The sequence below is a fragment of the Isachenkonia alkalipeptolytica genome (genome assembly GCF_009910325.1).
GTDB classification, from domain to species: Bacteria; Bacillota; Clostridia; order Peptostreptococcales; family T1SED10-28; genus Isachenkonia; species Isachenkonia alkalipeptolytica.
This window is the reverse complement of sequence record NZ_SUMG01000001.1, coordinates 100667-121999: the sequence shown is the minus strand read 5'-3', so window position 1 is coordinate 121999 and position 21333 is coordinate 100667. Positions and strand designations below refer to the sequence as shown.

Here is a 21333-nt window from a genome sequence, read left to right as displayed (position 1 = left end):
CCGGTTTAGCCGACCTGTTCAATTTTATGAAAACTTTCCATGCGGTAAAGATTTTTCTTCTCGATTTGCAGCTCCCTTAATAGATCCTCCAGTTCCTCCCGGGTGATCTCCATGATTTTCACAGATAAACCACAGTTTGCCGTGATTTGTCTCGGTGTGGGAATCACATGAATCTTCACCCCTTTATTGAGCAGGCGCTTTTCCGCTTCCATGGCGGCGTGGGTGGAATCAAAGGTGATTACATAGGGAATTTCAGTACTCATAGGCTATTGCTCCTTTAGTCAAATTTGTTTACTTCAGTATATCATCTTTACCCTCGGGTTTCGCCATTTATGGAGATTTTTCATAGAGTGATTAAAGCCCATTAACTTTTTCAATGAATCACGGACTTTTCCAAGTCCAGCAGTTTTTCCTTTACCTTCAGTCCCCCGCCATAACCTACCAGCTTTCCGTCACTGCCGATGACCCGATGGCAGGGAATAATAATCGGAAGAGGATTCTTGTTATTGGCCATTCCTACGGCCCGAAAGGCTTTCCGCCGTTGGATTTTCATTGCCAAATCCTTATAACTCCAGGTTTCCCCATAGGGAATATCCAGTAGCGCCGCCCATACTTGCCGTTGAAACTCGGTGCCCCGGGGGCGCAGTGGTACATCAAAAGCCTGCCGCCTCCCTTGAAAATATTCTTCTAACTGCCAAAATGTTTTTTCTATCACCGGTGTCTCTTCAATTTTATACTCCTCCTTAGTTTCTCCATCTTTTCCAAAGCGAATCTCCACCAGGTACCCCTCTTCTTCTAAGAGGGTTAAGGACCCCATCAAGGTTTGATAGCTGTAGCCTTTGATCATTTCATCCTGCTCCTTTCCTTTTGTTTTTTTATTTTTCGGTTAATCTTGTCCTGTCATTTTCCCGTTGTCTCTTTCCTGACAAGATTTCCTGTATACTACCTTATAGTATAAAATCATATAACAACAGGAGGATTTTTAAAAGCTTTTTCATGGGAAACCCCCGACAGACTTCCCGCTGTTTGATTAGTTTTTTAGATTTCGGGTATCCATTAATACATATGCTTCGGGTTTCGAATAACCGAAAAGACATTTTAAAATACTATTAAAGGAGGCAGTACTATGAAAAAAATTGGCGTGTTGATCGGAAAACTTTATGAGGAATCGGAATACAGCCAACCGGCACAAGCTTACCGGGATGCGGGTTATGAACTGGTTCACATCGGAAAGGAAAAAGGGGAGAAAGTGGTGGATAAGAATCGGGAAAATCCGGTAACCATCGATGAAGTACCGGAGAATGTATCCCCCGAAGACTTTGACGCCCTCCTGATTCCCGGCGGATTTTCCCCCGATGTCCTGCGGTCCGACGACAAAATTGTGGACTTCCTTCGGAATTACTTTACCCTGGGAAAACCGTTGTTTACCATTTGTCACGGTCCCCAGTTACTGGTAACCGCAGAGGTTTTAAAGGGCAGAACCCTTACTTGCTATAAATCCATCATCGTGGATGTGAAAAATGCGGGAGCCAACTATGTGGACCGGGAAGTTGTGGTGGACAGGAACCTGATTACCAGCCGCACCCCGAAGGACCTTCACGCTTTCATTGACGCATCTTTAAAAATGCTAAAAGAATAATCCTAATAAAGAAGTTTCCTCATAAAAAACCGAGGCGGGTTCACCCCGCCTCGGTTTTTTGGGGACAGTACTATTTAGAAGGGAGAAAATCCTTGATCAAACCAGTTATCCTTCATAGCCTTTTGGTATTCCTCGTAAAACACTTTTCGGTGCTCATTTTCCCATTCGTATAAAGTTTCCAACATTTTCTTTCCTTTAGGATCCTCGGTGTTCTCTATGGCTTTTTTATAAAACTCCGCAAAATCATTTTCAATCAGATACGCCATTCTGAGAATGGAGATATCCGAAGTAGAGGTTTTCAACTCCTCGGGGGAAATATCCTCCGCTTCCTTACGAACTTCAAAAATGTTTTCCCCTTTATATGCTTCCAGGTCTTCCATACCGGACCATTCCTGATTGACTTCAATACTGTCGTACTCTTTTTTCAGAATATCGTAATGTCTTTTTTCTTCCTTGGCTAAGGACTGGAACATTTTCCTTGCCACAGGATTATCCACTTTGTCACTGAAGCTTGCGTAAAAGTTTTGCCCCTGCAATTCCATATCCATTGCAAATTGTAAAATATTCAGTGCGTTTTTCAAAAAAAAACCTCCTTCATCCTATTTTTTTTTTCTTTCCTCATTATTGATATACCCTCATTGCCTTAAACTAATCAGGAAATCATCTCTCGAATTTGTTGGTAATCCGTGGAATTTAATTGAACATAGCAATCTTCCATTTCTATAATCGGCCGATTTCCCTTCATCACAGAAACAATTTTTCCGATCTTGCCACTATCCATTCTTACCTTGGAACCGATGTAATAATCCGTAATATTTTCCGTAAAAACCATTAAAAGTTTTGTATCAAAGTGGCTGTAACCAAACTCTTTCAACTCCTTAATGGTTTCAAAGGGGTTTTTTTTCTTTTTGTAAACCCGCTGAGAGGTTAATGCATCATACACATCGGCGATGGCAATTATCCGGGTATATAAATCCAAATCTTTGACTTTTTTAGGATACCCGGAACCGTCCATTCGTTCATGATGGGAGAGTACCGGTTTTTTTACCTCTTCGGGAATGTTTTTGTTAAACTCTATGATCTCATACCCTAATTGAGCATGCTCCTTCATTACCGCAAACTCCTTATCCGTGAGCTTTCCCTTCTTATTAAGAATCTGATCAGGAACTCTTGCTTTTCCGATATCATGTAGCAGTCCCGCCTGGACCACATTTTCCAGATCCTCATTGGTAAGCCCAGACCATTTTCCCAGAAGCATAGAATAAATCGATACGTTAATACTATGGTTATAGGTGTATTCATCGGCTCTGCGAAGCTCATTCATACAGTCCACCAAATAGGAGTACCGGTCTATCCCCTCCAGTAACCCCAGGGAGATTTCTTCCACTTTCTTAAAATCCAAGGCTTTTCCCCCGGCAATATTTTGCATAATTTTTTTAATAGAGGCGCTGTTGCTTCGATATTCCCTTTGAACCTGTTCTTTTAATTCTTTGCGATGGATATTTACTTCCTGTTCATCGCTATAGGTCCAAAGTTTTTGTATCCCTTGCTTTTGAAGCTTTTGTAAGTGATACCGGTTAATGATCGTTCCCTTTTTCATAAACAGCATGTTTTCATGAATGTACAGATCCCGGGATAATATTTCCCCAAGGGCTTTTTCATAAACATAAATCTGTCGCTCTTCCACCGTAACCCTTCCCTTCTCCCCGGATTTCCATCATCGATTCTGCTTCCTTATTAAAAACTTTCTGTGTTAAGTGTACCTTATGCTCTTTTTTTTTTATTATTTTTCCAAAGCATTCATGTGGACATCCATTTGAGGATAGGGAATGCTGATATTTTCTTCATCGAACCGGATTTTCACCGCTTCCTGAAGATCATAGTAGATAGACCAATAATCATCTTTGTTACACCAGGCTCGGACCGTAAAGTTTACGGAACTGTCTCCGTGTTCGATCACCCGAATCATGGGCTCCGGTTCCTTTAGGGTAAGCTCGTGTCCCTCTACAAGTTCCGTTAAAATGGCTTTGACTTGACGAATATCATCATCATAACCCACACCGTAGGTTAAGTCCACTCTTCTCAGGTCTTCGGCGCTGAAGTTTGTAATATTTCCGTTAGCCAAGGGTCCATTGGGAATTACCACCTTTTTATTATCCGGGGTGGACAATCGGGTGTGTAGGATTAAAATTTCTTTAACCGTACCCATTTCACCCTGGGCGCTGATAAAGTCCCCTACATTAAAGGGGCGTGCGGTAAGAATAATAATGCCCCCGGCAATATTTCCCAGGCTGTCCCTAAGGGCGAAACCGATGGCGAGACCGGCGGCTCCTAGAATGGCTACAAAGGTGGTCATGGGGATCCCTAAAAAGCTCAGGACCGTAATGAACAGTACAATGTTTAGACCAAAGGTCGTTAGGGACTTGATAAATCCGTGTAGGGATTCATTTAATTTACTGGCTTTCAGGCTTTTATCCAGAATCTTTTGTAACGTTTTGATCAGTGCCAAACCGATCAGTAAAATTACCAGACCGATTAAAACCCGGATACCGTATTGAACCAGCATTTCTTGAAAGTCTTGAGATATTTCCATTGCTTTCCCTCCTTTAAATTTTCTTTCTTAATTATACCCGATACCAAGAGCTTTACACAAGTTCTCCCACTTCTTCTACTTTCCCTTACATCCTTAAACGACTTTTAAACTCTGTTTTTATCCTCCATAGAAATAATGGAACTTCCCTGTTATTTCACTGTTTATCCTTCCCCCCTCTGAGGGTATATATGAACAGCAATTATATCGCTAAAGAAGGAGGACAATCATGGACCGAAGAAGAATTATCAAACATTATCAGGGAAAAAGCGCTGAGGGTGCCCGGGGACCGGTTCTTTACTGGATGAGCCGGGAACAGCGAAGCGAAGATCATTGGCCCCTTACCCATGCCCAGGAGGTGGCCCTGGAGAAAAAACGACCCTTGATTGTGGTTTTTACTTTAATGGATGATTATTTGGGAGCCAACGCTTCCCATTACGATTTTATGCTTCGGGGCCTTCGGGAGGTGGCCCTAAACCTTACGAAGTTAAATATTCCCTTCCTGCTTTTACAAGGGGACCCTTTGGAAGAACTTTTATCCTTTATCAAATCCCAGGATATTTCTCACCTGGTCACGGATTTCGACCCCTTGAAAAGCAAAAGTAATCTACAGGAATCCATAGCGGAAAAAATCACCCTTCCCCTGGATATCGTGGATGGGCATAACATTGTACCCGTAACCACCGCTTCCCCGAAGAAAGAATACGCTGCCTACACCCTGCGCCCCAAACTTCATAAACGGTTAGAGGAGTTTTTACGGGAAGTTCCGGAAATAAAAAAACATCCCTACTCCTATAAAAAGGTCCTTCCCCCTATTCCCTGGGATAGCCTGTTGGATCATTTAACAATAAAGAAAAATCCTTATCTTAAAATCACTTACCCTTCCGGGCCGACGGCGGCTAAGGACCAGTTAAGGGACTTTATCAACCATCGCCTGAAAAACTACGGCGCTAATAGCAACGATCCCACCAAAGAAGCACTATCCGGTCTTTCACCCTACCTGCATTTCGGGCAGCTCTCCTCCCAACGGGTGCTTTTGGCCTTAGAGGAAAGTCAATTTTCTTCTTCTCTTACCTCCGACTTTGTAGAACAAATTTTCGTGCGAAAGGAACTGTCGGATAATTTTTGCTATTATAACCGGAATTATGACAATGTACGAGGCTTTCCCGATTGGGCGAAAAAAACCTTGGATGCCCATCGGGATGATCCCAGGGAATTTTTATACAACTATTCGGATTTTCTTTACGGCAAAACCCACGATCCCCTTTGGAATGCCGCCCAATGGGAACTGTTAACAACCGGGAAAATCCACAGTTATCTTCGAATGTACTGGTGCAAAAAGATTTACCAGTGGACCCCAAGCCCGGAGGAGGCCATGGAAATCGCCACCAAACTTAATGACGGCTATAGTATCGATGGACGGGATCCCAACGGTTATACCGGCATTGCCTGGAGTATCGGCGGGGTTCACGACCGGGCCTGGACCGAACGTCCGGTATTTGGAAAAATCCGCTATATGAATTACCGGGGGGCGAAAAGAAAATTTGATGTGGAAAAATACATCCGAACCTATCTAAAGGATGAGACCGATGAATATTGATAACAAGAAGCTGAACAAATGGAAGTCACTGGTGCTGCATCTAAAACAGCAGTTTAAAAAAAATGAGCTGAAGGCTTTAGGAGCCCAACTGAGCTATTACTTAATCCTGTCCTTTTTTCCCTTTCTAATCGTACTGATCGTTTTGCTGAATTTCACCCCCTTAACCGAGGGACAAACCATCAGTCAACTGGCTTATATACTCCCCGATGAAGTCTTTCAGCTGACCTTGGAAATTCTCGATGAAATACGAAACGGATTGAATGCCCCTTTGCTTTCCGTCAGTTCCCTAGCCACTATTTGGGCCGCTTCCAAGGGCACTTCCGCCTTAATTAAGGGCCTGAACAAGGCCTATCAGGTTTCGGAAAACCGGTCGTTTTTTCGTCTGCGGGCCATGGGGGTCGTTTTTACCTTTGGCCTGGCCTTCATCATTATTTTCTCCCTGTTTTTTCTGGTTTTTGGTCGCTTAGTAGGTTTGGCGATCTCGGAATACTTGGGCTTTACCCGGGCTTTTTTATCCCTTTGGGAGTACTTACGCTATGGCATTCCCCTGTTGGTACTATTTTTTATTTTCACCCTCTTGTTCCGTATTGGACCTAATTACCCCCTCGGTTTCAAAGATGTCTACCCGGGAGCCATCTTTACAACCCTGGGATGGATTATTATTTCCCTGATTTTTTCCTTCTATGTAAACAACTACGGTGCCTTTTCCCGTCTCTACGGAAGCATCGGTGCCGTGATCGCTTTACTGATCTGGCTCAATATCAGCAGTCTCATTGTCCTGATCGGAGGAGAGATCAATGCCACCCGACTGTGGTACAGGAGCTCCAGTTCAACCGAGCCATCCCCGATAGAGGATGAATCCAAATAAAACACCGCCGAAATATTCGGCGGTGTTTTATTTTCCGGTTTGCCCATTATGCTTTTACTCTGCAATGATATTGAACTCCGGTGGATCCATCATATGTTTTTTGACGCTGCATAAATTCATGGAGCGTACAATGGCCTTTTTATACTTCTCCGGAAAATCTTCGGGAAGGGTCAGTTTCAATTGCATTTTACCGATCATCCCGGTTTCCGGATTCTTTTCCGTATCTAAAATCAGTTTCATTCCCTGCATGTTGATGTTCTTACTTTCACAAAAACGCAGGGCATAAAATCCGGTACAGGTGGCAATTGAACTTAAGAAAAGATCAAAGGGGGAGGGCTCCTCTCCTCCGCCGCCTTCCGCCACCGGTTGATCCGTGTCGATGGTAAAACCTTTCATACTTGCGCTTACTTTCTTTCCTTCAGGAAATCCTACTTCAATGCTTGGCATATGCTTCTCTCCTTTGTCTCAGATGTTATTCCCATTATAACACCCCACCCCTCCCGGGTAAAGCCCCGATTGGTTTTATTTCTGGGAGAGGTCCGTATAAACCCGACCGTCTTTCAGTTCAATAATACGGTCCGTACGTTCCGCAATTTTCTTATCGTGGGTAATCACGATAAAAGTGGATTGAAACTCCTTATTGATCTCCTTTAACAGACGGTAGATGCTGTTGCTGGTTTCCGAATCCAAGTTACCCGTGGGTTCATCCGCCAGCAGGATCCTCGGCCGATTCATCAACGCCCGGGCAATAGCCGCCCGCTGCTGCTGTCCTCCCGACATATCCGTGGCCAGATTATTCTTCACCTTTTCAAGACCCACCACCTCTATTAACTCCTCCGCCCGCCGTTGAATCTCGGGATCGATTTTTTTGTTTTTCACCCACTGGGGCATTAAAATGTTTTCCAGGGTGGTAAACTCCGGAAGGAGGTAGTGGAACTGAAATACAAATCCGATGGCTTCATTTCTTAGTTTTGCCAGCTGATCCTTCTTCAATTCCCCGGTATCCCGACCGTCCACAAACACCTTTCCCTTCGTGGGTTTATCCAGAGTACCCATAATATTTAACAAAGTGCTTTTGCCGCTGCCGGACTGACCGATAATGGAGTTAAAGGATCCGGGATCAAAACTGAGGTTTAGATCAAAGATCACCTGGGTTTGGATTTTCCTTCCGTAAACCTTATCAATATTTTTCAACGTTAAAATACTATCCATTTCGTATCACCTCAATCGGTTGAAGTTTTGAAGATTTTTTCGCGGGAATCAGTGCCGCAAGGGTGGAAGCCACAACAGCGATGGCAAAGGATAGGGCAATGAAATTATAGTTCATCACAATCTCCACCACGGGACTGCCATCGGGATTTGTGGCAAAGATCATAAAGCTATAGGAAAGTGCCAGTCCCAGACCGATTCCAATTAGCCCTCCCATAATTCCTAAAATCAGACCTTGAAACAAGAAAATCAAACTGGCGCTGCGGTCATTGACCCCCATGGCTTTTAATATTCCGATTTGTTTCGAACGCTGCAGCACGGAAATTGCCAGCACACTGGAAATCCCCAATACCACCGCAATCACAACGAAAATCTGAATCATAATGCTGGAAATATCCTGTCCCTGCAAACCGCTCAAAAGATCCTGATTCGCATCTTTCCAGTTGCTTACCTGTACATCCTCACCCAGCAATGCTTGAATATCTTCTCCGATGATATCCGCATCAAATACCTCCTCCACCTGAATTTCTATCCCGGTAATGGAATCCGGTCGTTGGAACAATTCCTGGGCGGTGCCCAATCCGCTGACCAGCCAGGAGTCGTTCAGATCCGTTACCCCGATGTCAAATAAACCGGTGATCTTTACCTCTCCCTGGTCCCCCTGGAAGTTAAACACCTCCAGAGAATCTCCGATGGCCAGGTCCAGGTTTTCCGCTAAACCCACACCCACCATCACTTCCCCGGATTGCAGGGGTAAACTTCCTTCGGTGATTTTTTCCTCAAATCCGTAAATTCCCTCGGCTTTTTCAAAGTCAAACCCCCGAACCACTGCGGACTCCTGCTCTTCCTCGAGACTGATAAAGGCCGGTAAGGTAAGGGTGGGGGATATTTCCTCCAGCCCGTCGATCTCCCTTCGAATATCTTCTTCCTTTTCTTCATAACCGAAAATTTCTCCGTTATTCTCTTTCGCTTCGATGGTGACCTGAGAGGAATTTCCAATGGTGGAGTCCACCAAGCTGATCTGTAATCCTTGAATCAGTAATCCGATAAACACCTGTACGGAAATCCCGATGGCGATCCCCGCCAAAATCAGCAGGGTTTGTCCCTTTCCGGCCTTTAAAAACCGCCAGGCAATCTTAAGTGGAAACTTCATCGGTCTCCTCCTTCCTTAAACCTTCAATATCCTCAAAGGTTTTCAGGTGTAAGTCCGCCCCCAGTTCCTCGGCGACATTGCTTTTATTCTGTAAGGCATAGCCCCCCACAATAACTTTCGGAACCTTCTCCAGTTTGTTCCGTAGGAATTCGATGCTTCTTTTTGCCGGCACGATATTGTAATAATTCGATATACTAATGGCCACATAGTCCGGCTTCAGATCCTCCATCAATTCGATTAGATTCTCCCTAGGGGTGTTGCCTCCCAAAAACAGAGTCTCAAAGCCATTTAAGGCAAAATAGTCCTCCACCATCCTAGGCCCGATTTCATGGTATTCATCTTCGGGACAAAAGATTATCACTTTTTCCTGATTCACAGGCCGGCCTTCAAATTTCAAATTCCGCTCCTCAATCACGAAGGGATAACAACACTCTACAATGGTTCGCACTATTGCGGTTCGAATATGTTCCTGACCGATGGTAATGGTTTGCTCCTTTTCATTCGAGGCAATCTGATAAAGGGCGGGACGAAGCATTTCGTTGTATAAAGTCACAATATCCAGTTCTTTTTCCGAGATCAACTGCATCACATAGCTAACACTGTTTTCCTTATCTTCCTTTTCCAAGTGCTTGATGAATTCCTGATAATAATTCATACTCAAACTCCTTCCTGTTTCCTATGATGATGTATTGTTACCCTTCTTTCTCCTTTTTTATTCGCCGCTTCCATAAGATTAAAAAAAATCGCTGACCTTTATCTTAATTTATCCAAAATAAAACTTTGCTGAAAACACAGCAAAGTTTTATCACTTTTAACTATCGATTCTTTCATAAAACACGATGGTTATCTATTCTTCTTAGCAATTCTCCTAAGCGGTTTTTTTCTGTTTCTTACTATTTTCCATGTTATCCGCTTCCTTGATTTTTTCTTCGCTTTCATAGAAAATCCGTTCCTTCGGGACCCCTTTATCCAGTAAAAGATTCATGGTATCGGTAATCATCCGAGGAGATCCGCACATAAACACATGATGATCGGTCAAATCAAGGGTTTTGATTTCATCCATCACATAGCCCTTGGCTGTCGAAGGTTTATCCGGTCTTGAAGCAATGGGCCGGTAATGGAACTGATCATAACTGTTTTCCAGATCCAGAAAGTAATCATGATAATAAAAATCCTTTTCTTTTCGCTGCCCATGAACAAAGGTCACTTCCTCAATATCCTCCCGATGCTTCAAGGTGTCCTTGGTTAAGGCAATAAAGGGTGTCATTCCAATGCCGTTTCCTACAAACAATGCTTTTTTGACGCTCTCCCCTACCACCAGCTCTTCACCCATGGGGCCTTCCAACTCTACGGTGTCTCCCAGGTTAAACTGATCAAAAATATTTTCCGTACCATATCCTCCGGGAATTTTTTTAATGATTACACTGACCCTTTGGTCATCTTCATTATAGGATGCAATGGAATAGGCGCGATACATGCTTTCATGGCCTTTCAATTTCACTAAAATAAACTGTCCGGCTTTGTAGGCTACCCGGTCAGGATTTTTAAATTCAAAGGTGAATTCCTTAATATTCTCTCCTAAATCCCGAATTTCACTTAGGTTTGACAGGATCTTCTGTCGCTGTTCATAGCCTTCCAAATCCCTGTTTAGTTTCAACTCCATGGCATCCCTTTCAGTTTCAAAGGAGAGGATTCCTGCAGGACAATTTTCCACACAGGTTCCGCAGCGTATGCAGTTGACATCTTCAAATTGATTGTTCTCGGAAAAATTCGTATAGGGTTCCAGTTGGAAAGGACAAACCCTGGCACATTTACCGCAGGCATGACATTTTTCCTTGGACTCAATGGTCAGCTTTTTATCCGTATGCTTATTGGCATTCAATTTGGTTCCCAGGGCATAGCTTCCCTTTTCCAGAGTACCCATAGGACAGAATTGACACCATGTGCGAGGATTTTTCACAAGACCCAGTAACCCCCCCACTACAAATACCATTAAATAGGTTCTGGAAAACACCATTCCCAAACGATCCCAAAAAGAAGCGTCTCCCCAATGCTCCAGGGCATTTAAGGTATTTCCTCCGAAATTGTACATAAAGAATAGGAAAAATCCGAATACCATGGGCTTCGATTTTAAAAACCCGGGGATATTCTTATTCAAACTGATGGGATGGATCAAAGAGTCAAATAAACTTCCATGGGGACAGATATTTCCACACCAGTATCGCCCTTTGAAAAAGGATGTTCCAATAAGTCCCGCCATAATACCGATCACCGCCAAGCCCAGCTTCGGTTCTACAAAAGTGCCTCCCAGGGCCACCAGCACTGTAAAAATCCATCCGTATTTTCTAAGGGTGGTAAATACACGATTCGTTTTAATATAATATGTTGCCAAACAATCACCTCCATGTTATTCCCACCCCGTAGGGGGGCGGTATTATTCATTATAAGATTAATCCGGTCTTTTGTCAAAGGATTTTTTCAATAGTAAATGCCTGTTGAACATCAAAAAAAACAGCCCCCCCGGACTCATTCCGTAAAAAAACCTTAAGAGTCGGGAACACGACTCTTAAGGGCTATCATACAGTTTCAAGGCTTCTCCGTTTTATTCATCATTGTTCCCGGGAGTAAAGGGAAATTTCATTTCTTCCCTTTTCCTTCGACTCATAAAGGGCTTTATCCGCCCGGTCGATGAGCTGTTTTCCCTGGATTCCTTTTATTGGTTGGAGGGTGGCCGCTCCTATGGATAGGGTGATGTATGGTGAAACCTGGGAATATCCATGGGAGAGCTTCAACTCCCGGATCCTTTGCTGAAGGATTTTCGCCACCATTAGCGCCCCCTCCTGATCGGTGTTGGGAAGAAGCACTACAAATTCATCCCCTCCGTATCGGGCCACTAAATCCGTTGAACGCTTTAAATTTCCTTCAATGGTTTTGGCAATCCGTTGAAGGACTTTATCTCCATCTAAATGTCCGTAATGATCGTTATATTCTTTGAAAAAATCAACATCCAGCAGCAACAGGGATACTTTTTCTCCTCCCCGATGGGCATTATTCCAGACGTATTCAAAGTTTTTATCAAAACATCGCCGGTTGGGAATGTTGGTCAGTCCATCTAACTCCGAGAGTTTCTGGAGTTTTGAGTTCACAATCTTTAACTCCTCCTCCGCTTTTTTTCGGGTCTTTATTTCCTTTTTCAACGCTTTGGATTTTTGAGCGTTATTAATGGCAATGGCCAAATAGGAGGACAGGGTTTTTAACGTTTCCAGCTGATGTTTGCTGTAGACGTTTTTCTTTAAACTCTGTACGGTCACCACGCCGATGGCCTGATCCTCCACCATCAAGGGACAGAAGAGGACCGATTGCATGGGCTCCCCTACGGTATGGGAAGTCCCTTCTAAGTAATTGCTGTACTCCAAGTCCACATCATTGATCAGTACATCCCTCTTATTTTCCAAACACCATACTGCCCAACTATTCTTACTGTCCACGGGCACTTCAAAAGTAGGCTGTTTTTCACCCTTTTCAATGAAGAGCTCGTAGCGGATTTTTTGATTATTATTATCCAACAAACCAATTCCTAAGACCATGGCCTCCATCAGTTGATTCAAGTTTTCATATAACAGATCAAAAATTTGTTCTAAATCCAAGGTGGCGGTTATATTCTGTCCGATTTTCCCCACCACTTCCATCTGCTTGTAAGTATAGCGAAGCTCCTGGGTCATTTTTTCCAGTTCCTTTACCAGATGGCGATAGGTTTTCGTCTCTTTTTGAGATTTTTCCAATTGCAGTTGAAAGGAAACACTTCGGAGTTTCTCTTCTCTTCTTCGGGCCTCGGATTTTGTCGTGGTTTCATAAAAGGCTTTGTAGTACTTATAGGCTAAGAATTCCTCGCCCATTTGTTCATATACCTGAGCCATGGATGCATAAAGATCGGAAATCAACGCTTCTCCATCGATGCTTTTTGCAATTTCAAGAGCATTATTTACATGTCCGATGGCTTCCTTTAGATTGTTTTTCTCCAGCATGATCTCATAAAGATCTTTGTAAACCACCACTTGGTGATGGTAATCCTTGGTCTCTTGGGCAAGATTCAGACTCTTATAAAATTCCTTAAGAGCGGCTTCCGGGCTTCCCTGATTTTTATACATTTTCCCAAGCAGATGTAAACTATAGGAATACATGACTTTTGCTTCTTTTTCCTTGCAAATTTCCAGAACCTTGTCGATGTTCTCTTTCGACTCCCTCCAATTCTTCTGCTCCATATAGACTTCCGCGGAATTAAAAAGAGGTATGGCTTGCCCGTAATTGTCCCGATTTATTTCGTATTTTTCAAGGCTGTCCCGATAATAGCCTAAGGCGGTGTCCAAGTCATGGAGCTCTTTATGAAGGCCTCCTAAATTGTTTAGAATCCCTGCTTCCAACTCCGGTAGTTCTTCGCTCCGGGACATTTCCAAGGCCTTTCCGTAGTAATCCATAGCATGATCATAGGTTTTCATATAAAGATAGACATTGCCCAAAGCGTTCAGGGCTTCGGCTTCAATACCGCCCTTTGGAAGGAGTTTCGAGGTTTCCAGAGACAGATTTAAGGCTTCAATGGCTTCGTTCAGTTTCCCCGTTATCCATAAGCAGCGACCGATCCGGGTTAGGGCTTCGGCTTTCTCTTGTTTGTAGAAATTCATCTCCGCAATTTTCAGGGCTTCTCTTGCCATTACCAAAGCCTCTTCCGGATGACTTCGTTCCTTGAGTTTGGCCTCCTCTAACAGATTTCCCACTTTGGTTTTTCGGTTTACGGTTCTCTGTTCTTCCTTTGTTTTCAACGCTCCCTGCATCTCTTCCCTCCTCCTGAAACCATAAAAAAACCTCCTTATACACAACAACGAGGCAAATAAGTTCGCAGCTGGCTACCATAGTGAACACACTTTAGGCCCTGTTAGCTTTGCGTCTTTGCCTTTCGGCAAATTTGCCTATTCAATTCTAATTATCCCTTTATCGGATGTTTACCGCAGGTCTCCTCGATTATTGAAGACTCTGCATAAAACATTTACTAGTACTATTATACCATTTATTCTGTCAATTACAATGAATTTCTTAGATTTTTCAAAATATTTCAATGAATTGGATGAAACGACCTAACCAACCTACTCTTGGGCGCTTCCCCGCCCTTAGAAAACCTCCCTCTGTTCGTTTACCAGGAGATCAGAAACCTCCACGATCATCTCTTCCAAAGCTTTCTCTGTAATTCCAAGGTTATCCAGAGCTTGGGAGTTAAACCGGTAGTTCAATCCTTCTACCCCTACATTTTCAATCAGCATCATGGTAATGGCATCAGCCACGTGAACGATAGACACCAGTTCCCTATATTCTAGGGCATCTTGGGGCCGATGATGATAGGCGATGGCCTCCCGCAAACCCTCCGGCAGATTCCACTTTGTTGCTATCCGGTATCCCACCTCCGCATGATTAAACCCTAAAACCGCTTCTTCCCCTTGTAAAAAGCTGATGTTTTCCTTTTCAACCTTCTCTAAAATCACCTGATAATCCTCTTTTATGTGATAATCCAAAATAACCTTACCGATATCCCTTAAGAGCCCGGCGATATAAGCCTCCTCCACTTTTTTATACTTGATTTTCTTTGCCAAGTACCGGGCAATAATAGCCCCGGACTGGGACTGTCGCCACAGGTCCTCCTTTTTAAGGCCGTAGGACTCGAGATCCTTGATATACATCGTATTTACGGTGCTGGCCAAAACGATGTTTTTGATCGTATTAAAACCGAGTAGAATCACTGCCTGGGATACGGTGCTGATCTTGCTGGGGTATCCGTAGTGCAAAGAATTTGAAAGCTTCAATACCCGGGTGGTCAGACTTTGATCCTTTAGGATTTCCCTTTCCAGGTCCTTAATATCCGATTGGGGATCCTCCGTTAGCCGAATGACATTTTGCAGTGCTACAGGCCATGACGGCATTTCTTCAATATTTTTCAGAATTACTTCCATACTCACCTTTGTCATGTTGACTCCCCCTTTCTAGGATCTTTCCTTTGTGACAATCTTTCGTTCAAAAACTTCGTTGAACAAACGGGAACTTAAAATAAAATCCGCCGTGGCCTTATTCGGTGCCACGGGAATATCATATAGGGCGGCAATTCGCAAAAGCGCCTTGACATCCGGGTCATGGGGCTGAGCCTCTAAGGGATCCCAAAAGAAAATCAGCATATCGATTTCCTCCTCGGCAATGGCGGCGCCTACCTGCTGATCTCCCCCTAAGGGGCCGCTTTTATATCCTTCAACGGAAAGTGATGTATGCTTTTCCAACAGTTTGGCCGTGGTTCCTGTGCCAACCAACTCGTGGGGCTGAAGAAGGGTTTTATGCTTTTTAACCCAGGCGATCAATTCCTGTTTTCGATTATCATGGGCGATCAGAGCGATCTTTTTGGTCTTATTTGATTTCGCTATCCGGTATCCGTATTTCACTTTTACGCCTCCCTATTCTTCAGGTTACTATTCAATGTTTCTTATTTTCATTTGTTCCCGTTACAGTAGATTCCGCCAAAAAATGTGCAGAATTGCCAGAACATACACTACACCCCCAAGACTACGATGAACCTTTCGCCAGTGCTTTTTAAAGGCTTTAATCCTGGGTCCCGCCAAAGCCACAACCGCCATCAGCAACAACGTATACAAAAGCAGGGTCCCGGTATGCCAGACGGTTAAACTGAAAGCCTGATATCCATGGTAAAAGCCTATAGCAAGAATAATCAAACCCGTGGCGGGATGCGCTTTCCGGGCAAACTGGTAGAGTCTTCCCCAATTTTGGGCTTTTTCCTTTCCCTGCTCCTTGAATTTTTTTAAGTATACCTGTTTTATGGGATAGATGCTGCCCATTATTACAATCAATGCGATATTTACCCAGCCTATTACCACTACCATTTTCCTTCCTCCTTTTTTCTGCTTTTTCAAATTACTGTTTTCTCGAAAAAAATCCACAGGATATATCTTTATATCTTCTTTTATTTATCAAACAGTGTCCTTTAGATCATCGATACTTCTTTGCAATCCTCCGGTGAGTTTTTCCGTAAGGGTTTTTGCTTCTTCCCCCTCCTCGGGATAGGTGGTAAAGTATAGAGCAAATTGGTAATCCTTAAGTTCAGGGTGCTTTTCCTTTAATTCATCAAATCCCTTTCGAATCTTTTTTTCTACGATTTCTCGCTTTTGCTGATCACAAAATGGCAAGATCCCCACAAAGGTCTGATTGCCGTATTGAAGAAAGTGATCGGTTTCAAATAAAAGTTTTTCAATTTCCTCTTTGAAGGAAAAGGAAAAGCGGTAATATTCATTTTCAATGGTTTTATTTTGACGGGCTCCTACCTTGAAAAAGGAGGCGATCATCATGGAAACCCGGTAGTTTCCCTTTTGAGCCTTGAACAGTTCTTTTCTCAGCAGTGCGGGGAAATCTGTATGGATTTCCTCGGTGGCAAATCCCTCTTTTTTCTCGATCAGCTTTTTCGTCTTCTCGATTAAAATTCCTTCAGAAAAGGGTTTTGCTACAATCTCCGAAGCACCGCCCATAATCAGGGCCAGGATATGTTCTTTTTCCGTATCCCCGGTCAGGGCTAATACCGGTACATAAGGATTTTTTAGCCGGATCTTTTTCAGTTGCTGAAACCGGTCTTCCTCCCGGGAGTCCATATCCATTAAAACGATAATCGACTCCTCTTTCCCGGGATTTTCTACATGCTCTAGAAGTTCGGCAACCCCCCGGTACTCATAAAAGTCCACCGGCAGGGAGGCTAGTGCATATTTAATACTTTGTCGGAGACTGGTAATTGACCCCATAATCAAGGCTGAAATCTTCATCTTTCACCCTCCTTTTTTATGCTTTTGATTCATATACCCTTTTTTTCCCTACACTTAACAATTTGCTCCTTTTTCTTCCCGGTTCCAAAGAGCTTTCCCCATGGAATACCTATACAAAAAACCCCGGGGTTCGCCACAGGGTTTTTTGGGAGAGTTAACTCAATTTTTCAAGCCTTTGTTAAGGGGGTCCCATCCTTTTACAACAGCTGCAACTGTTCTCCCAGATCCTTTCGATCGGTTTTCTTTAAATAGGTGCCAATGGTGGCAATGCTACCCCGGTAATAATCCGGATTTTCAAAGTCCACTTCTTCCAATTGCTTGATTTCTTTTAAGAAACTATCTTTTTTCGGTTTCAAAACCTGCAGCCCCCGGGAATGCCGGGTATTCTTTTCACTGATTTTTTTTGTGTTGAAAATCAGGACTTTCTCAATGCTGCTGATGGCCACCAGTTCTTTGTCCTCTTTAATAAATTCCAGATGGACTAAGGGAAACTCTTCATTATAGGCCTTTGCAAGTTTTTTTCGATTGGTTTTTGTCTCATAGCTGGAAAGTGGAATTCTTGCGGCTTTCCCCGTTTTATAGAAAAACAGCATCCACCCGGAATAGTCCATCGTCGAAGTCATATAAATGATTTCTTCTCCCTCTTCCAGTCCCAGAAGATTGGGAAGGTAATCTCCTAACACGCTGGCCTTGGCATCTTCCAATTCATAGGCCTTTACCTTATAGACCCTGTGCTGATTGGAAAAGAACAGCAGATCTTCTTTATTACTGCCCTCCACCTCTTGCACAACTTCGTCATAATCCTTCAGTTTGTGATCATTGCTTACTCTAAGAGAGGTTAAGGGGATCTTTTTAAAATACTGATCCCTGGTGATGAAAAACTTCACATTGTATTCACTGACGAAGATTTCCTCCTTGAATTCCCGGACTTTTTCGTGGTGAATCAAAGTGGTGCGTCGCTCCTGTCCATACTGATCCATCACCCGTTCAAGATCCTTACTAATCAGCCGCTTCATTTTCTTCTCACTGTTCAAGGTATTTTCCAGGCTTTGAATTTCTTTTTCCAAACGCTTGATATCCTTGGTTTTCTTTAAGATATATTCCTGATTGAAATTTCGCAGTTTGATTTCCGCGATAAAATCCGCCTGGACCTGATCGATGGTGAATCCTTCCATTAAATTAGGTACCACTTGACGGTCCACCTTGGTATCTTTTACGATTTTCACCGCTTTATCAATATCCAGCAGGATCTTTTCCATACCCATAAGCAAATGTAGTTCCTTGGTTTTATCATTAATATCGTAGCGCAGCTTTCTTCGGATACAGTCCATTCGAAAATTTGTCCATTCCCTCAGGATCTCCCGAACGCCTAACACCCTGGGGGCACTGTCAATCAGCACATTGAAATTGCAGCTGAAGGAATCCTCAAGGGCGGTTAAACGAAAGATCTTAGTCATCAGTTTCTCCTGATCCACGCCTCGCTTTAAGTCTAAAGTGATTTTCAGTCCGTTCTTATCGGTTTCATCCCGAAGATCGGAAATCTCCTTTATCTTTCCACTCTTAATGAATTCAATCATTTTTTCCATAATGGCTTCCACCGTGGTGGTATAGGGGATTTCATAAATATCGATGCAGTTGTTTTTCTCGTCATAACGGTATTTTCCCCGGACCTTGAAGCTCCCCCTGCCTTTATCATAGATTTCTTTCATTTTCTCTTTGGCGTAAACAATTTCTCCGCCGCTGGGAAAATCCGGGGCCAGTAGATGTTCTTCTATATTCACATTTTCATCCTTCAGATACTCTATGGTGGTTTGGCAGATTTCCTTTAGATTGAAGCTGGGGATGTTACTGGCCATACCCACGGCAATTCCTAAATTCGGCGTGGTTAAAATATTCGGATAGCTGGTGGGCAGTAATCTGGGCTCCTTTGTGGTATTATCATAATTCGCGATAAAATCCACGGTATTTTTATGGATGTCGTTAAAAAACTCCTCGGTCAATTTCTCCAGTTTTGCCTCGGTATATCGGTGGGCGGCGTAGGTCATATCCCTGGAATAGCGTTTTCCGAAGTTTCCCTTACTGTCCACGAAGGGATGAAGGAGGGCTTCATTTCCCCGGGTCAGACGGACCATGGTTTCATATATGGCTCCGTCCCCATGGGGGTTTAAGCGCATGGTTTGTCCTACTATGTTGGCGCTTTTGGTTTTCGCCCCTTTGATCAAACCCATTTTAAACATGGTATATAGAAGCTTTCGATGGGAGGGTTTAAACCCGTCGATTTCCGGTAAAGCCCTGGATACAATAACGCTCATTGAATAGGGCATATAATTAACTTTTAAGGTGTCAATAATATTGTTCTGATTCACATTTCCTTGCAAAATTCACGCCTCCTAATTCTTCCCTGATCAATATTCATCCTCTAAATAACATCAACTTCGTCAATGTACTTAGAGCCGTGGGCTTCAATGTATTCTTTACGGCCCTCCAAGTTGTCTCCTAAAAACAGATCAAAGGCATCCTTGGTCTGACGGATATCCGCCGGAGTCACTTGAATCAATCGACGGGTTTCGGGATTCATGGTGGTCTCCCACATCATGTCCGCCTCATTCTCTCCTAGACCCTTGGATCGCTGCAGACTGTATTTTCCCTTGATTTTTTTAACGATTTCCCGTTTTTCTCCTTCATCAAAGGCAAAATAGGTATTTTTCTTATCGGTAATTTCATACAAGGGAGATTCCACAATATAAACAAACCCCTTTTCTATTAAGGTGGGGGTTAATACATAGAGCATCGTCAAAATCAGGGTTCGAATTTGAAATCCGTCTACATCCGCATCGGTACAAATAATAATTTTATTCCAGTTCAGTCGATCTATGTCAAAAGTGTTTAAATCTCTTTGCTTGGTATTTAGTTCCACCCCGCACTCTAAAACCTTTAACAGATCCACAATAATATCATTTTTAAAAATTTTGTCGTAATCGGATTTTAAGCAATTCAGTATTTTTCCCCGTACAGGCATAATTCCCTGAAAATCGGAGTTCCTACCCATCTTCGTGCTTCCCAGAGCCGAGTCTCCCTCCACAATAAAGAGCTCCCGGAGGTCCTTATCCTTGCTTCTGCAATCCACAAACTTCTTAGGCTTATTGGTGATGTTATCGACTTTTTTGTTCAGCTTTTTTTTAATGTCGATCCGGGTCTTTTCCGCCTTTTCCCGACTTCGTTTATTAATCAGCACCTGCTCAAGAATCACTTTGGTATCCTTGGCATTTTCGATAAAATAAATTTCAAGCTTTTCTTTCAGAAAAGCCGTCATAGCCTGTTGAATAAAGCCGTTGGTTATGGCTTTTTTGGTCTGGTTCTCATAACTGGTTTCCGTGGAAAAGGTATTGCTTACCAAAATCAGACTGTCTTCAATATCCGCAAAGGTAATCTTTTTTTCTCCCTTTTTATACAGGTTCCGATCTTTTAAATTCTGGTCCACCGAGGCAATGAAAGCATTTTTCACCGCTTTATCCGGGGCCCCGCCATGTTCTAAAAAGCTGGAGTTATGAAAATATTCCAAAACCGGTTCCTCGTTATTAAAGACAAAGGCCACTTCCATTTTTACATGGTATTCCGGTTTATCCGGACGGTCCCGACCTTTGGTTTCCGCCTCATAATACTTCACATCGGTTAAATCCGCCTCTTCACTGTGTTCCTTCACATAATCCACGATTCCCCGGGGATACAGATAGGTATAGGTCTCCCCTGAGAATTCATCATAAAGTTCAAAGGTGATTCCTTTATTCACAATGGCCTGACGCTTTAAAACCTTTTGAAAATATTCCAGGGGAATTTTGATTTCATTGAAAACCTGATAGTCCGGCTTCCAGCGAATTCTTGTCCCCGGAGGGTCCGATGGATTTTTTTCTTTCCGGTATCCCTCAGGGGTTCCGGTGACATTCTCTCCCTGTTGGAAATTCAGGGTGTACTGATAACCGTCCCGGATCACTTCCACATCCATGAATTCGGAAGCAAATTGGGTTGCCGCAGTCCCGAGGCCATTTAAGCCCACACTGAACTTGTAACTGCTCCCCGCTTGATTGTTATGGTACTTTCCACCACCGTATAAAATCGTAAATACGATTTCCCAGTTATATTTTCTTTCTATTTCGTTAAACTCTATGGGGATTCCTCGTCCGAAATCGATAACTTCAATGGAATGGTCCCGATAACGATTGACCATGATTTTGTCTCCATAGCCAGCATTGGCTTCATCCCTGGAATTTCCCACAATTTCACTTAAGGTATGCTGACAGCCTTCCAGCCCGTCGGATCCGAAAATCACTCCCGGTCGTAGGCGCACCTTGTTCTTTTCCGATAATGTAGATAAGCTATGATTTCCATAGGTGTTTAGTTTTCCTGACATCCTATTTCCT

Annotated in this window: 20 protein-coding genes and 1 riboswitch; of the genes, 3 read left to right on the top strand and 17 right to left on the bottom strand. The window is 43.2% G+C overall.

All coding sequences use genetic code 11. From position 1 onward, the window contains the following. Positions 1-5: 5 nt before the first annotated feature. Both ISALK_RS00580 and ISALK_RS00575 read right to left on the bottom strand, forming a co-directional pair. Positions 6-263, bottom strand: a complete 258-nt coding sequence (locus tag ISALK_RS00580) for a putative Se/S carrier protein (RefSeq protein ID WP_160718291.1) — start codon at positions 261-263, stop codon at positions 6-8. A 110-nt stretch (positions 264-373) separates the two neighbouring features. Continuing rightward, positions 374-847, bottom strand: a complete 474-nt coding sequence (locus ISALK_RS00575) for a methylated-DNA--[protein]-cysteine S-methyltransferase (RefSeq protein ID WP_160718290.1) — start codon at positions 845-847, stop codon at positions 374-376. A gap of 279 nt (positions 848-1126) precedes the next feature. Here ISALK_RS00575 and ISALK_RS00570 point away from each other — a divergent pair, with 279 nt between their 5' ends. Then, entirely contained in the window at positions 1127-1639 is a 513-nt protein-coding gene (locus ISALK_RS00570; protein WP_160718289.1) for a type 1 glutamine amidotransferase domain-containing protein, read from the top strand. Between the two features lie 74 nt (positions 1640-1713). On the opposite strand, the gene ISALK_RS00565 is transcribed toward ISALK_RS00570, so the two are convergent. The 3 genes from ISALK_RS00565 to ISALK_RS00555 form a co-directional block, all read right to left on the bottom strand. Continuing rightward, positions 1714-2220, bottom strand: coding sequence for a ferritin family protein (locus ISALK_RS00565; RefSeq protein ID WP_160718288.1), 507 nt, complete (start codon positions 2218-2220; stop codon positions 1714-1716). Between the two features lie 71 nt (positions 2221-2291). Continuing rightward, positions 2292-3326 carry an HD-GYP domain-containing protein gene (locus ISALK_RS15470; RefSeq protein WP_160718287.1) on the bottom strand — a complete coding sequence of 345 codons (1035 nt, stop codon included), beginning with the start codon at positions 3324-3326 and terminating at the stop codon, positions 2292-2294. A 96-nt stretch (positions 3327-3422) separates the two neighbouring features. Then, a complete protein-coding gene (locus ISALK_RS00555) occupies positions 3423-4232 on the bottom strand; it encodes a mechanosensitive ion channel family protein (RefSeq protein WP_160718286.1) in 810 nt (269 codons plus the stop codon). A 226-nt stretch (positions 4233-4458) separates the two neighbouring features. On the opposite strand from ISALK_RS00555, the gene phrB reads away from it, so the two are divergent. Beyond that, on the top strand, positions 4459-5829 hold the full coding sequence (gene phrB / locus ISALK_RS00550) for a deoxyribodipyrimidine photo-lyase (RefSeq protein ID WP_160718285.1): 1371 nt from the start codon (positions 4459-4461) through the stop codon (positions 5827-5829). Next, positions 5819-6697, top strand: coding sequence for a YihY/virulence factor BrkB family protein (locus tag ISALK_RS00545; protein WP_160718284.1), 879 nt, complete (start codon positions 5819-5821; stop codon positions 6695-6697). Before phrB ends, ISALK_RS00545 begins: the two co-directional genes overlap by 11 nt. Positions 6698-6751: 54 nt before the next feature. On the opposite strand, the gene ISALK_RS00540 is transcribed toward ISALK_RS00545, so the two are convergent. The 12 genes from ISALK_RS00540 to ISALK_RS00485 all read right to left on the bottom strand — a co-directional run bounded on the left by ISALK_RS00540 (position 6752) and on the right by ISALK_RS00485 (position 21323). Next, complete coding sequence (locus ISALK_RS00540) at positions 6752-7144, bottom strand: OsmC family protein (protein ID WP_160718283.1); 393 nt, start codon at positions 7142-7144, stop codon at positions 6752-6754. Between the two features lie 75 nt (positions 7145-7219). After that, positions 7220-7909: an ABC transporter ATP-binding protein gene (locus ISALK_RS00535; RefSeq protein ID WP_160718282.1), complete on the bottom strand. Its 690-nt coding sequence runs from the start codon at positions 7907-7909 to the stop codon at positions 7220-7222. Further along, on the bottom strand, positions 7902-9059 hold the full coding sequence (locus tag ISALK_RS00530) for an ABC transporter permease (RefSeq protein WP_160718281.1): 1158 nt from the start codon (positions 9057-9059) through the stop codon (positions 7902-7904). Before ISALK_RS00530 ends, ISALK_RS00535 begins: the two co-directional genes overlap by 8 nt. Continuing rightward, positions 9043-9714 carry a cobalamin B12-binding domain-containing protein gene (locus tag ISALK_RS00525; RefSeq protein WP_160718280.1) on the bottom strand — a complete coding sequence of 224 codons (672 nt, stop codon included), beginning with the start codon at positions 9712-9714 and terminating at the stop codon, positions 9043-9045. The genes ISALK_RS00530 and ISALK_RS00525 overlap by 17 nt, the downstream gene beginning before the upstream one ends. Positions 9715-9927: 213 nt before the next feature. Next, positions 9928-11451 (bottom strand): FAD-binding oxidoreductase, encoded by a 1524-nt coding sequence (locus ISALK_RS00520; protein WP_160718279.1) that lies wholly within the window; start codon positions 11449-11451, stop codon positions 9928-9930. A 217-nt stretch (positions 11452-11668) separates the two neighbouring features. Continuing rightward, the gene (locus ISALK_RS00515; RefSeq protein WP_160718278.1) at positions 11669-13888 is read right to left on the bottom strand and encodes a diguanylate cyclase domain-containing protein; all 2220 of its coding nucleotides are present in this window, start codon (positions 13886-13888) and stop codon (positions 11669-11671) included. Between the two features lie 60 nt (positions 13889-13948). Further along, positions 13949-14034, bottom strand: a riboswitch (cyclic di-GMP riboswitch). A gap of 187 nt (positions 14035-14221) precedes the next feature. Beyond that, on the bottom strand, positions 14222-15070 hold the full coding sequence (locus tag ISALK_RS00510; RefSeq protein WP_160718277.1) for an HDOD domain-containing protein: 849 nt from the start codon (positions 15068-15070) through the stop codon (positions 14222-14224). 15 nt (positions 15071-15085) lie between these two features. Next, positions 15086-15532 (bottom strand): methylglyoxal synthase, encoded by a 447-nt coding sequence (locus ISALK_RS00505; protein WP_160718276.1) that lies wholly within the window; start codon positions 15530-15532, stop codon positions 15086-15088. A gap of 60 nt (positions 15533-15592) precedes the next feature. Next, a complete protein-coding gene (locus ISALK_RS00500; RefSeq protein WP_160718275.1) occupies positions 15593-15988 on the bottom strand; it encodes a hypothetical protein in 396 nt (131 codons plus the stop codon). An 87-nt stretch (positions 15989-16075) separates the two neighbouring features. Further along, positions 16076-16915, bottom strand: a complete 840-nt coding sequence (locus tag ISALK_RS00495; protein WP_160718274.1) for a response regulator — start codon at positions 16913-16915, stop codon at positions 16076-16078. 197 nt (positions 16916-17112) lie between these two features. Then, positions 17113-19293, bottom strand: a complete 2181-nt coding sequence (locus ISALK_RS00490; protein WP_503466067.1) for a DNA gyrase subunit A — start codon at positions 19291-19293, stop codon at positions 17113-17115. A gap of 41 nt (positions 19294-19334) precedes the next feature. Then, entirely contained in the window at positions 19335-21323 is a 1989-nt protein-coding gene (locus ISALK_RS00485; protein ID WP_160718273.1) for a toprim domain-containing protein, read from the bottom strand. Positions 21324-21333 lie beyond the last annotated feature (10 nt).

Bases quoted from the DNA above. Each gene is read 5' to 3' on its own strand.
- ISALK_RS00485 (WP_160718273.1), bottom strand. From the start codon at position 21,323: ATGTCAGGAAAACTAAACACCTATGGAAATCATAGCTTATCTACATTA.
- ISALK_RS00575 (WP_160718290.1), bottom strand. From the start codon at position 847: ATGATCAAAGGCTACAGCTATCAAACCTTGATGGGGTCCTTAACCCTC.
- ISALK_RS00515 (WP_160718278.1), bottom strand. From the start codon at position 13,888: ATGCAGGGAGCGTTGAAAACAAAGGAAGAACAGAGAACCGTAAACCGA.
- phrB (WP_160718285.1), top strand. From the start codon at position 4,459: ATGGACCGAAGAAGAATTATCAAACATTATCAGGGAAAAAGCGCTGAG.
- ISALK_RS00510 (WP_160718277.1), bottom strand. From the start codon at position 15,070: ATGACAAAGGTGAGTATGGAAGTAATTCTGAAAAATATTGAAGAAATG.
- ISALK_RS00530 (WP_160718281.1), bottom strand. From the start codon at position 9,059: ATGAAGTTTCCACTTAAGATTGCCTGGCGGTTTTTAAAGGCCGGAAAG.
- ISALK_RS00545 (WP_160718284.1), top strand. From the start codon at position 5,819: ATGAATATTGATAACAAGAAGCTGAACAAATGGAAGTCACTGGTGCTG.
- ISALK_RS00540 (WP_160718283.1), bottom strand. From the start codon at position 7,144: ATGCCAAGCATTGAAGTAGGATTTCCTGAAGGAAAGAAAGTAAGCGCA.
- ISALK_RS00500 (WP_160718275.1), bottom strand. From the start codon at position 15,988: ATGGTAGTGGTAATAGGCTGGGTAAATATCGCATTGATTGTAATAATG.
- ISALK_RS00535 (WP_160718282.1), bottom strand. From the start codon at position 7,909: ATGGATAGTATTTTAACGTTGAAAAATATTGATAAGGTTTACGGAAGG.
- ISALK_RS00570 (WP_160718289.1), top strand. From the start codon at position 1,127: ATGAAAAAAATTGGCGTGTTGATCGGAAAACTTTATGAGGAATCGGAA.
- ISALK_RS00555 (WP_160718286.1), bottom strand. From the start codon at position 4,232: ATGGAAATATCTCAAGACTTTCAAGAAATGCTGGTTCAATACGGTATC.
- ISALK_RS00580 (WP_160718291.1), bottom strand. From the start codon at position 263: ATGAGTACTGAAATTCCCTATGTAATCACCTTTGATTCCACCCACGCC.
- ISALK_RS00495 (WP_160718274.1), bottom strand. From the start codon at position 16,915: ATGAAGATTTCAGCCTTGATTATGGGGTCAATTACCAGTCTCCGACAA.
- ISALK_RS00525 (WP_160718280.1), bottom strand. From the start codon at position 9,714: ATGAATTATTATCAGGAATTCATCAAGCACTTGGAAAAGGAAGATAAG.